Here is a 14,489-nt window from a genome sequence, read left to right on the forward strand (position 1 = left end):
CACCACCTACTCCCTGTTCCTGCTCGTGCCCCGCCTGCGCCGCCACTGGAGACGCCCACAGCACCAGGCCTCCCCCTTGTGGTGGTCATGGGCACTCGCCCTGACCATGACCTACCTCCTAGCGCTCACCACAGCGACCTTCATCAGGAAGCACGCCCTCGTCTGGCCCGCACTCGGCAACGCCAGCACCGACATGCCCTACCACCTGGCTCTGATCGGCGAGCTGCGCAACCACATGCCGCCGAGCGTGCCGATGGTCGCCGGCGAACCGCTCTTCTACCACTGGTTCGTCTACGCCCACTTCGCCGCGTCGAGCTGGATCACCGGCATCGACCCGCTCGTGCTGCTGTTCCGCCTCGGCATGCCGCCCATGCTGGCTGCGCTGGTCATCCTGTCGGGCATGGTGGCACGGCGGGTCATCGGCTCCTGGACCGGAGCGTTCCCCGCGGTGATCTCAGCGGTCGCCGTCGGCGCCGTGAGCCTGTACACGGGCGCCGGTTACCTCTTCACCTGGGGAGGTATCGCGGACGCCTCCTGGACGAGCCCCACGCACGCTTTCGGAGGCGTCTTGTTCGCCCCCGCCGTCCTCCTCGTCATCGATCTGCGGCACCGGGGCGACACACGCGGATATGTCCTGCTCGGCGTTTTCCTGGTGGCCGTTATGGGAGCGAAGGCCGTCTTCCTTCCCATGCTTGGAGCGGGACTGGTGACAGCGGTCGCACTGGAGGTGGCTACGCGGCGCAGGCCCTCGGGGCCGACACTGGCGGCACTCGGGATGACCACGAGCTGTCTCCTCTTCGCGCAGGTCGTGCTGTTCCGAGGGGTGCGCAACGGAATGGTCTTCGACCCCGCTTCTTTTGCGAAGGTCTCGTGGACGGAGCTGACCGGTCTCCGCGACCAGCTGCCCACGATGCCCGGGCAGGTCGGGGTCACCTCGATCTATGTGCTGTGCTGGGTCATCGCGTGGGGAGGAATCCTCGGGCTGGCGAGTGCGCCGCGGTCGCTGACCCGGCCCGGGATCGCACTCATGCTCGGGATGGGCGCGGCCGGGCTGGGCGCCGCGGTCCTGTTCGGGCATCCTGGCCGCAGTCAGCTCTTCTTCCTCTACGGCGCCTACCCGTATCTCGCGGTCATCTCGGTCTGCGGAACCCTTGTGCTCGCGCGGCGAGCCCGGGTCTCGCGCCGGATGGCCGTCTGCTCCGGCGTGGCCGGAACGGCCGTCGCCTACCTGATCACCTTTGGTTGCGGGGTCACGCTTCCGCTGGGCCCGGGCAAGCCGGACGGCCTGCTCTATCGCCCCTACGCCCTCCTCCTGGCCGTCCTCCTCCTGGCCGCCGTCCTCCTCACCGTCGTCTGGGGCCGCCTTCGCGCGTGGGCGCTCATCACGATCGCATGCACGGCGGTCGGCATGACCGCGTACGTGCACGCGCGGGTCGTGTCAGCCGTCGGCCTCGCCACCGATGACACCCATCTGGTCCGGGGGACAACCGAAGCGGTCATCCCGGAGGGGGTGGCGACGGCCGCACGATGGCTGCGCGATCACTCGGCCCCGGACGACGTGGTGGCCACGAACGCGCATTGCCGCTGGAACATCCCCGGTGCCTGCGACAGGGGCCAATCCTGGATCGCCGCCCTGTCCGAGCGGCACATGCTGGTCGAGGGATGGAGCTACACCAGCACCAATCTCCTCCGGTGGCGGCCCGGGCTGGATCCGGAGCGCCTTCCATTCTGGGACGCCGAACGACTCCGGTTGAACGACGCCGCCTTCCACGCGCCGACGGCGGCGGGTGTGCGCGCCCTCCGGCATCGGTACGGCGTGCGGTGGCTGCTGGCCGTCGACCGCCTCCCGGAAGTCAACCCCCGGCTCGGAGAATTCGCGACACTCGCCTTCCACTCCAGCGACTGCTCCGTCTATCGGCTGAGCGACGGCTGAGTTCGCCATCATCGCGACACAACCACCCTGACATGGAAGCCAACATGAATATCCCTGGACGTCATCCTCGGCCCGAGCCGCGCATCTGCGAAGTGATCAAGACTCTGGACGTCGGCGGCGCCGAGGTGCTGCTGGTCGAGAGGCTGCTGTCCACGCCGCCATCGGGGAAGCGCTACACGGTGGTGTGCCTGCGCGCGTCCACCGACGAACTGACCAGACGGCTCCGGGGGGCCGGCGTCGAGGTCGTCGACCTCACCTCGAGCCCCGCCTGGCTTCGCCCGGCCCGTCTCGCTGGCGTGGTCCGCGCGCTTCGGCCGGATGTCGTCAACGTGCACTCGCCGCTTCCGGCGTCGTTCCTGCGGCCCCTCTCCCGACTCGCCAGGCCGCGTCCGGCCCTGATCTCGACGATTCACAACGTGCGCTACCGCCTGCCCACCGCGCTGCTCGACCGGGCCACGAGGTGGATGGACGCCTACACCGTGGCCGTCTCACCGCAGGTCGCCCGCGCCTGGGGCGGGCACTCGCGGAAGTTCGCGATACGCGTGCACGGGGTGCGGGTGGAGGAGCAGCGCCGGTGGGCGGCCGAGGCCGCGGCGACCAGGCGGAGCTGGGACGTGCCTCCCGGCGCGTTCCTCGTCGTGCACGTCGCGAACTTCCATCCGCAGAAGAACCACGCGCTGCTCGTCGAGGCCGCGGCGCGGGTGGTGGACCGTGATCCGCGCGCGGTGTTCCTGCTCGCCGGATCCGGGCCGCTGCTGCCCGAGGTGAGCCGCCGTGTGGCCGAGCTGGGCCGAGAGGGCATCCGGCTGCTCGGCCACCTGCCCTCCGCCGGACGGCTGATCGCCGCGGCCGACCTGCTCGTGCTCAGCTCCGGGTACGAGGGGCTTCCCGTCGTCGTCATGGAGGCCTTGGCCGCGGGAGTGCCCGTCGTGTCGACGGCCGTCGGAGGGGTGCCCGACCTGGTCGTAGACGGCGAGAACGGCTTTCTCGTCGAGCCGGGGAAGACCGCCGCCCTCAGCGACGCCATCCTCCGCGCGCTGGACCCCGAGACGCATCTGAAGCTGCGCGCGGGCGCGAGCGCGAGCGCGGAGCTGGTGGACATCCGCCGCGCTGCGGAATGGTTCGACCGGCTCTACGACGAGATCAGGGCCCGCCCATGAGAGACGTCCTCCGCCGGGCCGTCCGGCGGGTCCCGGTCCTGGGGCACCTGCGCACCTTCACCTCCCTGAGCGCGGCCGGGCTCGGAGAGGCGGTGCTTCCCGCGCTCAGCCTGATCGCTCTGGTCCGCACGACCGGCACGCAGACCTCGGGCCAGGTCATCTTCGCCCAGTCCGTGGCCGGGCTCTGGTTCCTGCTCTCCAATCCCTGCCTGGAGAACGCCGCGCAGCGGTTCGTCCCCGTGGAACAGCGCCAGACCGGGCAGGGATCGGCGCTCTTCCTCCTGCTGCTCCGGTGGAGCGCCGGCCTCGGCGCGGCGGCGACGGCGGTCGCCCTCGTGGCGGTGCTAGCCCTCGGGCTGCCAGGTCTGATCTCGGACGACGCCGCGCTGATGATCGCTCTGTCCGTGGTGGGCCGGCAGGTGACGGCGCCGTACGCCACGGCCGGCGCCGGGTTCGCCCTGGCGGATCGCCTGCGGGTCTTGGGAACGCTCCGGATCCGGGCCGCGCTGCTGTCCTTCTGCCTGTCCCTGGCGGGGCTGTACGCGGGCGGTCCACTGCTCTACCTCGCCGGGCAGGCGGTGGGCTCGCTCCTCATGACCGCCGTGATTTGCCGGGCCGCCACCCGGGCGGCGGTGTCGGCGCTCGGCCCGCCGACCGGCCGCCCGCGGCTGCCCGCGGGGCTGGCGGCGTACACGGTCCAGACGTCGCTGGGGACCGCCGTCGCCGGGATCTCGGACACGGGCATCCTCACGGTCGCCGGGCTCGTCGGCGGCCCGGCCCTCGTGACCACACTCAAGATCGCGTCGGCGCCGGGCCGTTTCTACGCCAACTTCGCCGTTCCGGTCGCCGCCATGCTCTACCCGCGGATCGCGCGGGCGGCGGCCGACGGCGAGGGCGGCGTGCGGATCAGGCGGGACGTGCTGCGTGCGACCCTCCTGCTCACGTTGGCCGGCGTCGTGGTGGTCACCACCGTGTTTCCGCTGATGAGCACGGTCATCGCCGTGGCCTACGGAAAGCAGTACGCCGGAGTCGCCGCCGCTGCGACGCCGCTGCTCGCCGCCGCTTGCGTGAAGGGGGTGGTGTGCTGGTCGAACGTCCTCCCCCTCGCGGTGGGACGGGCGGGCCGCCGACTCGCGTACCTCTCGGCGGAGGCGGCGCTTCTCGTCGCGCTGCTGGCCACCGCGAATCTGGCCGCGTCCGGCACGCTGCCCGCCGCGGCAGCGTACGGCTGGGGCGCGCTGGCGCTCGCCGCGGCCTGCTCGGCGTTCTGGATCGCGTCGCTCCCCGGCCTCGTCGAGCGGATACGCCTGCCGGAGCACCCGGTGCGGCCCGCGGCACCGGCGGAGAGCGGCGGCCCACGGACCGTGGTCTAAAGCGACGCTCGACGGCCCGCAGGCCGGAGCCCGTGACGCCGATGTACTTGCCCTCGTACGGGGAAGACGTGGAAGTGCGGCTGCCGCTCGGTGTACTCCCGGAAAACCAGGTTGTCCTGGATGTCGTCCATCACCAGCACGTGCCTGCCGGTCAGGTGGGACCGCACCCGGCGGAGGAAGTACTCCCGCCCGTCCCTGGTCTTGTCCGAGTCGTAGTGGACGTGGTCGACCATCGTGTCCGGGCGGAGGAACTCCTCGAGGTTGCTGCGGTCGCCCTTGATGCGCAGGCTCCACCGGCTCTTCAGATCGTCCGGCACCACGTAGCCGATGTAGCGTTCCGGGTCTGCAAGGGAAGTCGCTGGACATCAGCCGGCGGTTCCGTTGGCCCGCATCGCGGCGAGCATCGCCGCGGTGGACCAGTCTGCTGCCACCCCCGTCTCCAGGGCGAGGGCGGGGCGCAGCAGCCTGGTCAGCAGGTAGAGCAGCTCGATGCCGCCCGCCCCGCCCGGTCCACCCCGGCGGCGGCGAGTGCCTCCATACGCGGCCGAGCGGCGTTTTGCGAGGGACTCGACGAACTCCTTGCCTCCCGCCACAGGATGGGATCGATCCCGCTCCCCCAGGCGTCCATATCCTCGGCGTGTTTCACTGCCCAGGCGCGGGCGGCAATCCTCTCTCGGTCGTGTCCATGGCTTAGCCACGACCATATTTTCCGCGTCATTACGGGGAGATAAGCAGGGCTGACGGCATTTCGAGCGATGACGCGGATATTCATGGTCGGATGGTACGCGACCCGTTTAATCGCCCTGCGGAGCGCAACGCCAATATCTCGGAAACGGATCGGCATGGATTTTCACCCGATCGCGGGGATCGCCCACGGCCGAGCAGCCCGGCGGCTCGATTGCGGCCGGAACGAAGAAGAGCGATTTCAGAGCGCTGCTGATGGACCGATGAACGGGCAGGGCCTCGATCATGCCTCGGTAGGGAATGCGAAAAGGCTTCGCCGCCGCCGTGACGGTGTCGGCGAAAAGCTCAAATCGCGGGTTAGCGTCTCCGACGTGAACAGGCTCATCATCGAGGAGCCCGTGGTGAGACCGGACGGCCGAATTCGGGTCATGGAAATCATCGCGCGCATGAACATCGGCGGCCCGGCGACTCAGATCCTGGGACTGCGCGAACGGCTGAACACCGAGGAGTTCGATCACCGCCTCTACACCGGGCAGGTCGAGGAGACCGAGGGCGACCGGCTCGGGGAAACGGCGGCACGGGTGCACCGCGTCCCGGGCCTGGGCCGCTCCATCCGGCCGGGCGACGACTGGCGCGCGCTGTGGCGACTGGCCGCCGAGATGCGCGAGTTCCGGCCGCACATCGTGCACACCCGCACGGCCAAGGCGGGCGCGCTCGGCCGGGCGGCCGCCCGCCTCGCCCGGGTCGGTTCGGCCCGGGTGCACGTCTTCCACGGCCATCTGCTGGACGGCTACTTCTCGCCGGCCAAGCGCCGCCTCTATGTGTGGGTGGAGCGGCGGCTGGCCGCCATGACCGACCGGCTGGTGACGGTGGGCGCCAACGTGCGCGACGACCTGCTCGCGGCCGGGATCGGGCGGCCGGAGCAGTACGTCGTGATTCCGCCCGGTGTGGCGCTGGGCCGGCTTCCCGACCGGGATGCGGCCCGCGCCGGCCTGGGTCTGCCCCCGGACGCACCCGTCGTCGCCTTCGTCGGCCGGCTCACCGGGGTGAAGCGGCCCGACCGGTTCCTCGACACCGCTCGGGCCGTGCTCCACCGGCTGCCCGCCTGCCGGTTCGTCGTCTGCGGGGGCGGCGAGCTGACCGGTGAGGTGGAGCGGGTGGCCGCGGCCGCGCCGGGCGCCTTCCACCTGCTGGGGTGGCGGGCGGACGTCGAGGCCGTGTACGCGGCGGCCGACGTCGTCCTGCTGACCTCCGACAACGAGGGCACGCCGCTGACGTTGATCGAGGCCGGCATGGCCGGCACACCCGTCGTCGCCACCCGCGTGGGCAGCGTCGAGGAGGTCGTCCGTCACGGCGTCACCGGCCTGCTGGCCGCCCCGGACGCGGGCGAGCTGGCCGAGCACGTCTTCCGGCTGCTGACCGACCCGGTGCTCGCCTGCCGCATGGGCGAGTCCGCCCGCCGCTGGACGACGGAGTCCTTCGCGGTCGAGCGCCTGGTGGCCGACACCGAGGCGCTCTACCGGTCGCTGTATGCCGCGTCCAGCCCGTCGTTCCCGAGGAGCATCGCATGAGAGTCCTCGTCACAGGAGGCGCCGGCTTCATCGGCGCCAACCTCTGCCGGACGCTGACCACCCGGCCCGAGGTCGAGAGCGTCACCGTGCTGGACGACCTGAGCAGCGGGGACGCGGCCAACCTCGCCGACGTCGGGGCCGACCTCGTGACCGGCAGCATCCTCGACCGGGACCTGCTGGCCGAGCTCGTGCCCGGCGCGACGCATGTGATCCACCTCGCCGCGCGGCCCTCGGTGCCCCGGTCGGTGAAGGACCCGCTCGCCTCACACGCCGTCAACGCTACGGGGACACTCCACGTCCTGGAGGCGTGCCGGGCGTCCCGCCCGCACGTGATCCTGGCGTCCTCCTCCTCCGTGTACGGCGACTGCGCCGAGCCGTACAAGCATGAGGACCTGCCGACCCGGCCGCTGAGCCCGTACGGCGCGAGCAAACTCGCGACCGAGGCGTACGCGCTGGCGTACGCCGCCAGCTACGACCTGCCGGTTCTGCCGTTCCGCTTCTTCAACGTGTACGGCCCGCTGCAGCCGGCCGGGCACGCGTACGCCGCCGTCGTGCCGGCGTTCGTCAGCGCCGCCCTCCGCGGCCTTCCCGTGCCGATTCACGGCGACGGGCGGCAGGCACGGGACTTCACCTATGTGGGATCGGTGGCGCAGGTGGTCGCCGACGCCGCTGTCCGCCGGGTGACCAGCGTCATGCCGGTCAATCTGGCGTTCGGCACGCGGGTGTCCCTGCTGGACCTCAAGGACGCGCTCGCGCGGATCCTCGGCCGGCCGGTGGAGGCGGAGTTCCTGCCATCCCGCGCTGGGGACATCCGCGAGTCCCAGGCCTCCTCACGTCTGCTGCTCGATCGGTTTCCGGACGTACGGCCGGTGCCGCTGGAGGAGGGGCTCCGGCTGACCGTGACCTGGTTCGAGAAGGCGTCCGGCGCCTGTGGCGCATGACGCACCACTTTTGCGCACGAAGTCCTATTGCGATCCTGTCAACCTCCACTTGCTGGGAGAGATCCTTGACCACGTCAAGCGGGAACACATATCTGATCACCGGCGGGAGCGGATTCGTCGGATCCCACCTGACCGACGCCCTGCTCGCTCGCGGCGACTCGGTCGTCGCTCTGGACGACATGTCGACCGGCCGCCCGGCCAACCTCGCGCACCACGCCGGTCACCCGCGGCTGCGCGTGGTCCAGGGCTCGGTTCTGGACGAACTCATGGTGGACGAGCTTGTGCACGAGTGCGACGTCGTGGTCCACCTCGCCGCCGCCGTCGGGGTGAAACTGATCGTCGAGCGACCGCTGCGGTCGCTGACGACCAACATCCGCGGCTCGGAGATCGTGATCGGGGCCGCGCACCGATACAGGCGGAAGATCCTCGTGACCAGCACGAGCGAGATCTACGGCAAGAACTCCGGCGGGCCGCTCGCCGAGACGGCCGACCGCATCCTGGGCAGCCCCGGCATCGTCCGGTGGGCCTACAGCACGGCCAAGGCCGTCGACGAGATCCTGGCCAACGCCTACCACCGGGAGCGGGGGCTGCCGACGATCGTCGTACGGCTGTTCAACACCGTAGGCCCCCGGCAGAGCCCGGCATACGGGATGGTCATCCCGCGGCTCGTCCGGCAGGCGGTGTCCGGCGTGCCGCTCACCGTCCACGGCGACGGCACGCAGACCCGCTGTTTCGCGCACGTACGGGACGTGGTGCAGGCCCTTGTCCTGCTGCTCGACGACGAGCGCGCCGTCGGGCAGACCTTCAACGTCGGCTCCAGCGACGAGGTCGGCATCCTGGAACTCGCCAAGCTGATCATCGAGCTGTCCGGGAGCACGTCCGGCGTCGACCTCGTCCCGTACGCCGAGGCGTACGGCCGCGGATTCGAGGACATGACCCGCCGGGTGCCCGACACCGGCAGGCTGCGCGGGCTGACCGGGTGGACGCCCGCCCTGTCGCTCGACGACATCCTGCTGGAGACCATCGCCGAGGCCCGCGCCGAACTCGCGGCCACCGGCCGGTGAACGGCCACGCCGCCCTGGTCACCGCGGTCGCCGCGTTCACCGCCTGCACGCTCGCTACCCCCGTGCTGCGGCGCCTCGCGCTCCGCTGGGAGCTCACCGACCGTCCCGGAGGGCACAAGTCGCACCGAAGGCCCACCCCCTACCTCGGCGGGATCGCCATCATGCTGGCCACGGTCGTCCCCACGCTCGCGCTCGCCGGCCCGGCCGTCCCGCGGATCGCCGGCATCCTCGTCGGCGCCGTCGCCATGGCCCTGCTCGGCCTGATCGACGACGTCGCGCCGCTCCCCCCGCCGACCCGGCTGGCCGTACAGGGGCTGGCGGCCGGGGTGGTGGTGACGAGCGGGGTGGTGGCCCCGGTCACCGGAGGACGCCTCGACGTGGTGATCACGGTGCTGTGGATCGTCGTGGTGACCAATTCCTTCAACCTGCTGGACAACATGGACGGCGTGCTCGGCGGCGTCACCGCGGTCGGCGCCGCGCTTCTGTCGGCCGCCGCCTTCGTGTCCGGGCAGCCGGAGACCGGTCTGCTGCTGGCCGCCCTGTCCCCCGCCGCCCTCGGGTTCCTGCTGTACAACTGGGCGCCGGCGCGCATCTTCATGGGGGACGCCGGGTCGCTGTTCATCGGGTTCACGCTGGCCTCGTCGGCGGCCCTGCTGGTCACCGGAACGGGCCCTGGCACCGCCGTCGCCGGCCTGCTGCTGCCGACCTTCGTCGCGACCGTCGACACCGGGATCGTGCTGCTGGCCAGGCGCAGGGCGGGCCGGCCGCTGCTGCAGGGCGGCTCCGACCACCTCTCGCACCGGCTGCACCGGCTCGGGCTCAGCAAGCGGCTCACCGCCCTCGCGCTGACCGCGCTCGCGGCCGCCGCCGGCCTGGCCGACCTGGCGATGACGCTGGGCTTGATCGCCCCGGCCATCGCGGCCATCGGCGGCGTCGCCGCCGTCTTCGTCGCCGTCGTGCTGCCGCAGCGCGTCCCGGTCTACCCGTCGATCCGTCCTCGGACCTCTATCCGTGTAAGGGGCTGACTGCACCAATGGAACTGCTCTATTACGCGCGGCTGATGCGCAGACACTGGCCGCTCCTGCTGCTCTCGCTCCTCGCGGGGACGGGAGTGGCCTTCGCCGTGACCACCCACGCAACACCGAGGTACGTCGCCGGGATCACCATGCTGGTCTCGGCGGACGACCGGGAGGGCAGCCTCTCGACTGCCCTCCAGGCGGGGGCGCTGTCCCAGCAGCGGGTGCAGTCGTACGCCGCCCTGCTGACCAGCCGCCGGGTGGTCGGCCGGATCGCCGGCGGCGAGGACGTCCGGGACCTGCAGGACGCCATCACCGCCAGCCCGATCCCCAACACCAACCTGCTCCAGGTCACCGTCGCCGACAGCGACCCGGCGCGCGCCGCCCGGCGGGCCGACGCCCTGGGCTCCGCGTTCACACGGGTGATCGACGAGATCGAGCGGCCCACTCCGAAGACCCCGCCCACGGTCAGGGTCACGGTGGTCGACAACGCGGAGGTCCCCGAGGTTCCGGTCTCCCCCCGGCCCTTGGTCAACCTCGCGCTCGGCGCGCTGATCGCGCTGTTCACGGTCGTCGGAGGGATCGTCCTGCGCGACCACCTGGACACGACCGTGAAGACCGCCGACGCCCTGCGGGAGATCGCCGGCAGCTCGATCCTCGGCGTGATCGGCTACGAACGGGACGCCCGGCGGCATCCGCTGATCCTGCGCGGCCATGGCCGGTCGTCGCGGGCGGAGGCGTTCCGGTCGTTGCGGACGAACCTCCAGTTCATCGGCGTGGACAGGCAGCCGAAGTCGCTCGTCGTGACCAGTTGCCTGCCAGGCGAGGGCAAGTCGTCCACCTCCGTCAACCTCGCGATCACCATGGCGCAGGCGGGCTGGCGGGTGATCCTGGTCGACGCCGACCTGCGCCGCCCCAGCGTCCCCCGCTATCTCGGCATCGAGGGCGGCACCGGCCTCACCGACGTCCTCATCGAGCGGGCCCGGCTGCACGACGTCGTCCAGACATGGGGGCAGCCGGGCCTTTCCGTGCTGCCCAGCGGCCGGATTCCGCCCAACCCCAGCGAGCTGCTCGGCTCTGGGGGTATGCGCTCGGTGCTGGCCCAGCTCACCGAGGAGTACGACATGGTGATCGTCGACGCGCCACCGCTGCTGCCCGTCACCGACGCCGCCGCCCTCGGGGCGATCTGCGACGGCGCGCTGCTCGTCGTACGGCACGGCAAGACCCGGCGCGAGCAGGTGCTCCGTGCCGGTGAACTGTTGTCGTCGATCAACGCCCGCCTCGTCGGCACCGTGCTCAACTTCGTGCCCGCTAAGCACGGCTCCTACTACGGCTACGGCTACGGCTACGACTCGGCTGACCAGGAGACGGCACCGGAGACCCCGCAGACCCAGGCGCCCCTGCCGGTGTAGCGGGCGACTACGTGCGTGAGGCCGAGTCGTGTGACGCGGCCCCACGCGTTTCTGTGTGGTGACGGCCTCGCTCAGGCCGGCACGTGCGTCAGCAGGCGGATCGGGACGGCGAGCGCGTCCGCGATGCGGCGGGCCGCCTCCCGATAGGCCCTGCGGGAACGCCCGTAGGGGTCCGCGATGTCGGGCTGGTCCACCCGGACCAGCCCTCGTAGCGCCGCCGCCTCCGCCAGCAGGGCTCGCGCCCGTCCGGCGGGATGCCGGTGGCTCAGCACTCTGCCGGAAGGGACGGCGCCGGCGAGCGCGCCGAACTCGGCGATGGTGAACGCGCACGCGGCCGCGCGATGACGCAGGGCGACGACCTCGGCGCGATGCTCGGACGAGGCCGCCAGCACGAGATCGGCGCCGGCCACCGCCTCGGCGGTGAGCGGACGTGACGCGAAACCCGCCGGGTCCCCGCCGTGCCGCAGGAGCACCGTTCGTGCCCGTTCGGCCATCGGCAGCCCCGCCCTGGCGCGGGTTCCCGCGCTGCCCACGAGGATCGGCGAGTCCGGCCCGAGCGCGGCCAGGGCGAGCCGCTCGGCCATGGCCGACCTGCAGATGTTGCCCGTGCACACGAACAGGATGCGGAAGGTCCCCGAGCCCTCCGTATGCGTACGTTCCATGGGCGGGACGCTAGGCGGCGCCCGGCGTGCCGCCGATCGCGGCACGCCGGGTTTTACGGATCCTGTCGGTTCCCGTCGGCGCTCGTCAGGAGGAGCAGCCCCTGCTGTCGGCCGTCACCCTCGTCCGCTGCGGGCGGACGAGCGGCTGCGAGGGCACCACGGGGGCCGCCGCCGAGTACGGTTCGAGCAGGTCGATCTCCAGCGTCCTCGACTGGCCGGGCGCGAACTCCAGGACCTTGGAGTAGACGGGATGGGACCGCTCGGTCTCCGCGTAGTACGAGATGGGCCGCCCGTCGAGCCGCACCGCCGTCGCCTTGGCGCCGACCGCCGCGTACAGCGACACCCAGAGCAGGTTGGACCCGGCGGCGTGCGGGTGCCCGGGGTCGTCGAGCCGGTCGGTGACGTACGTCGGCAGCGGCCCGCGCGGCGCGTCGTTGGTCAGCCGGATCCGCACCCGGGAGGTGCGCTGCCCGTCCGGGCGGCACGGGCCGAGTTCGTAGCTGAGCGAGCGGTTCAGGTAGTAGTCGAGCTTGGTGCCGGCCGAGTTGTTGACCACCAGCCCGGCGTACGGCCCCCGCCGCTCGGGCAGCACCCCGCCGAGCGGGGTGGCCGCCAGGCGGCGCTGCTCGTCCTCGGCCCGGCTCCAGACCCGGAGCCGGTGCTCGCTGACCATGCGTTCCAAGGCGGGCAGCAGCCGCGTGGGCCGGTCCAGCGATCCGGTCAGCGCCTCGCTGACCGCGCCGGCGATCCTGATCAGGTATTTCTTGCGCTCGGCGGGATCGGGGTAGCGGGCGTAGGCCGCCCGTTCGGTGAGGTCGACGACGTTGCCGGCCGTCACCGTTTCGCCTCCGGGAAGTTTCACCGGCCCGATCGCGCCCAGGATGTAGGAGAGGGCGACCGGGTCGGTCGCGATGGCCCCGTCGAGCTCCTGGCCGGTCTGACGGCGCCACAAGCCGGTCCAGGTGACCGCCGCGTAGGGGAAGTGCGGGGAGAGATTGGACACTGACAGAGTCGTGGTCGCGCCCCGGCCGTACCGCGAGGCGAACCCCCGGCCGTGGTCGGCGACGGGCTTCGCGCTCGCCGCCATGCCGGTGTTCGCGGACAGCCGGGTGACGGACACCCTGCCGCCGTCGGCCTTGAGGATGCCGAACGCGCCGACGAGGCCCCCGGTGCCGCGGGCCTCGGCGTTGGTCTCGAAAGCCAGGAAGTAGCGGCGGGGGCCGCCACCGCCGAGCATGGGCGGCAGGAGAGCCGCGGCGTCCGCTCCCCCGCTCAGCAGGCCCCTGAGCCGGACCGTCTCGCGGAGCACGATGTCGCGCGCGCCGTCCAGGGCGGCCAGCCCCGTCGACGCCGGCGTGCGCGCGACGCGCGACCTCGCCGCCTCCACGCGGACGACGCCGTCCCGCAGCACGGGTGCCATCGCGTCGAGTGCGGCCAGCGCGCGCCGCAGGTCCCCCGGCGACTGCGCGCTCGTGGACAGCAGCGGCGCGGCGGCGCGCTCCACCCGGGTCAGCACGTCGGTGACGTCCGCTACGGACGCGGCCAGCCCCCTGGCCGTCGCCGCGCCGTCGCCCACCACCGGAAGGTGCGTGAGCAGCCCCCAATAAAGGCCGCCGGTCAGCCGCCGCGCCTCGGCCGCGTGCGTACGGGCGTCCGCGAGCGCCCTGGCGGCCGAAGCCGACCTGACGTCGCCCGCGCGCAGCCGGAGCAGGGCGGCCCGCGTCGCCTCGAGATGGTCGCGCACGCTCATCCCGAGATGGGCCGCCCAGCCCCCGGCCATCACGAGGCCGAGGGCCAGCGACGGCAGGCCGACGACGACCAGCCGGCGATTCCTCCTACTAGGCACCGCTGGACCGGCGACGCCTCGCGGACATCAGCGTGCAGCCCAGGGCGACGGCCAGCAGACCCGCACCCGCGGCGGCGACGCCCATCGGCGCGCCCGTGAACGGCAGCTGCGGGCCTCCGGCCGGGCCACCCGCGGCGACCGGTGCCGGACCGCCCCCGCCCATGGTCTCCTCGGGGCCCATGCCCGCCGCCTCGTCGAAGTCCTCGTCCTCGAAGTCCTCGTCGTCGAAGGTCTCCTCCTCAGGCATCTCCTCCTCAGTCTCCTCCTCCGGCACCTCCTCCGACTCCTCCCCGACGGGCCCGGCCGCCTCGGGCGCGCCCTGGGCGGACTGCACCGCGTTCTGCACCGGCATGACCCCGCCGTTGCCGCCCGCGCCGACGGGTGCGACGACAGGCTGCGCGTTGCTGTTCGTGGTGTCGTTGTTGGTGTAGGCCTGCGGCCAGTTCCAGCCCTGCCAGTTGTTCTGCGGCCAGATCCAGCCGTTGTTGTTGGGCTGCGTCACCTGGTTGTCGCTCACCACCACCGGCTCCGTCGGCGTCTGGACGTTCTCCACCACGACGGGCCTGGGCGGATAGACGCCGTCGCCCGACGGGAGGACGGTGAAGCCGACGGACTGCGCCGCCGCGGCCCCGGGGATCCCGAGGGCCAGCCCGCCGGCGACCGCCGCCGCCACGAAGATAGGTATTTTAGTTCGCGCCACTTGGACTCCCGATAACGGCCGCTCAATTTATTGAGCATTTGCGCTGATTGCCAGCGACATTTCGCTGCTCGACTGTTATATGCGTCCAGGGAAGACTCTCTCCATCACGGCGCACGGTGCTTACCGA

13 protein-coding genes are annotated in these 14,489 nt (G+C 71.9%); 8 read left to right on the top strand and 5 right to left on the bottom strand.

Features of this window, described 5'->3' with window-relative positions; translation table 11 throughout:
- The 3 genes from HHX30_RS29485 to HHX30_RS29495 form a co-directional block, all read left to right on the top strand.
- The coding region (locus tag HHX30_RS29485; RefSeq protein WP_169985768.1) for a hypothetical protein at positions 1-1,933 on the top strand (1,933 nt) is incomplete at its 5' end.
- 92 nt (positions 1,934-2,025) lie between these two features.
- A complete protein-coding gene (locus HHX30_RS29490; protein WP_169985769.1) occupies positions 2,026-3,093 on the top strand; it encodes a glycosyltransferase in 1,068 nt (355 codons plus the stop codon).
- On the top strand, positions 3,090-4,466 hold the full coding sequence (locus tag HHX30_RS29495) for a hypothetical protein (RefSeq protein ID WP_169985771.1): 1,377 nt from the start codon (positions 3,090-3,092) through the stop codon (positions 4,464-4,466). The genes HHX30_RS29490 and HHX30_RS29495 overlap by 4 nt, the downstream gene beginning before the upstream one ends.
- On the opposite strand, the gene HHX30_RS29500 is transcribed toward HHX30_RS29495, so the two are convergent.
- Together HHX30_RS29500 and HHX30_RS29505 are read right to left on the bottom strand one after the other, a co-directional pair.
- Entirely contained in the window at positions 4,463-4,786 is a 324-nt protein-coding gene (locus tag HHX30_RS29500) for a hypothetical protein (protein ID WP_211592741.1), read from the bottom strand. The two genes, HHX30_RS29495 and HHX30_RS29500, sit on opposite strands and share 4 nt — an antisense overlap.
- Positions 4,787-4,831: 45 nt before the next feature.
- The gene (locus HHX30_RS29505; protein WP_169985775.1) at positions 4,832-5,059 is read right to left on the bottom strand and encodes a hypothetical protein; all 228 of its coding nucleotides are present in this window, start codon (positions 5,057-5,059) and stop codon (positions 4,832-4,834) included.
- Positions 5,060-5,521: 462 nt separating this feature from the next.
- Here HHX30_RS29505 and HHX30_RS29510 point away from each other — a divergent pair, with 462 nt between their 5' ends.
- From HHX30_RS29510 to HHX30_RS29530, 5 genes are all read left to right on the top strand, one after another.
- Positions 5,522-6,721 (top strand): glycosyltransferase family 4 protein, encoded by a 1,200-nt coding sequence (locus tag HHX30_RS29510; RefSeq protein WP_311922908.1) that lies wholly within the window; start codon positions 5,522-5,524, stop codon positions 6,719-6,721.
- Complete coding sequence (locus HHX30_RS29515; RefSeq protein ID WP_169985777.1) at positions 6,718-7,662, top strand: NAD-dependent epimerase/dehydratase family protein; 945 nt, start codon at positions 6,718-6,720, stop codon at positions 7,660-7,662. The genes HHX30_RS29510 and HHX30_RS29515 overlap by 4 nt, the downstream gene beginning before the upstream one ends.
- Before the next feature lie 65 nt (positions 7,663-7,727).
- Complete coding sequence (locus HHX30_RS29520) at positions 7,728-8,726, top strand: NAD-dependent epimerase/dehydratase family protein (protein WP_169985778.1); 999 nt, start codon at positions 7,728-7,730, stop codon at positions 8,724-8,726.
- Positions 8,723-9,751 (top strand): glycosyltransferase family 4 protein, encoded by a 1,029-nt coding sequence (locus HHX30_RS29525; RefSeq protein WP_169985780.1) that lies wholly within the window; start codon positions 8,723-8,725, stop codon positions 9,749-9,751. The genes HHX30_RS29520 and HHX30_RS29525 overlap by 4 nt, the downstream gene beginning before the upstream one ends.
- An 8-nt stretch (positions 9,752-9,759) precedes the next feature.
- Complete coding sequence (locus HHX30_RS29530; RefSeq protein WP_169985781.1) at positions 9,760-11,154, top strand: polysaccharide biosynthesis tyrosine autokinase; 1,395 nt, start codon at positions 9,760-9,762, stop codon at positions 11,152-11,154.
- 71 nt (positions 11,155-11,225) lie between these two features.
- Here the strand turns inward: HHX30_RS29530 and HHX30_RS29535 are convergent, their stop codons facing one another.
- The 3 genes from HHX30_RS29535 to HHX30_RS29545 all read right to left on the bottom strand — a co-directional run bounded on the left by HHX30_RS29535 (position 11,226) and on the right by HHX30_RS29545 (position 14,335).
- Positions 11,226-11,816 carry a hypothetical protein gene (locus tag HHX30_RS29535; RefSeq protein WP_169985783.1) on the bottom strand — a complete coding sequence of 197 codons (591 nt, stop codon included), beginning with the start codon at positions 11,814-11,816 and terminating at the stop codon, positions 11,226-11,228.
- 85 nt (positions 11,817-11,901) lie between these two features.
- Positions 11,902-13,662: a DUF4012 domain-containing protein gene (locus HHX30_RS29540; RefSeq protein ID WP_169985785.1), complete on the bottom strand. Its 1,761-nt coding sequence runs from the start codon at positions 13,660-13,662 to the stop codon at positions 11,902-11,904.
- Complete coding sequence (locus HHX30_RS29545; RefSeq protein WP_169985786.1) at positions 13,655-14,335, bottom strand: hypothetical protein; 681 nt, start codon at positions 14,333-14,335, stop codon at positions 13,655-13,657. Before HHX30_RS29545 ends, HHX30_RS29540 begins: the two co-directional genes overlap by 8 nt.
- Positions 14,336-14,489 lie beyond the last annotated feature (154 nt).

Origin of the sequence: Microbispora sp. H10836, assembly GCF_012999525.1 — a bacterium.
Taxonomy (GTDB): Bacteria; Actinomycetota; Actinomycetes; order Streptosporangiales; family Streptosporangiaceae; genus Microbispora.

Bases quoted from the DNA above. Each gene is read 5' to 3' on its own strand.
- HHX30_RS29495 (WP_169985771.1), top strand. From the start codon at position 3,090: ATGAGAGACGTCCTCCGCCGGGCCGTCCGGCGGGTCCCGGTCCTGGGG.
- HHX30_RS29515 (WP_169985777.1), top strand. From the start codon at position 6,718: ATGAGAGTCCTCGTCACAGGAGGCGCCGGCTTCATCGGCGCCAACCTC.
- HHX30_RS29530 (WP_169985781.1), top strand. From the start codon at position 9,760: ATGGAACTGCTCTATTACGCGCGGCTGATGCGCAGACACTGGCCGCTC.
- HHX30_RS29535 (WP_169985783.1), bottom strand. From the start codon at position 11,816: ATGGAACGTACGCATACGGAGGGCTCGGGGACCTTCCGCATCCTGTTC.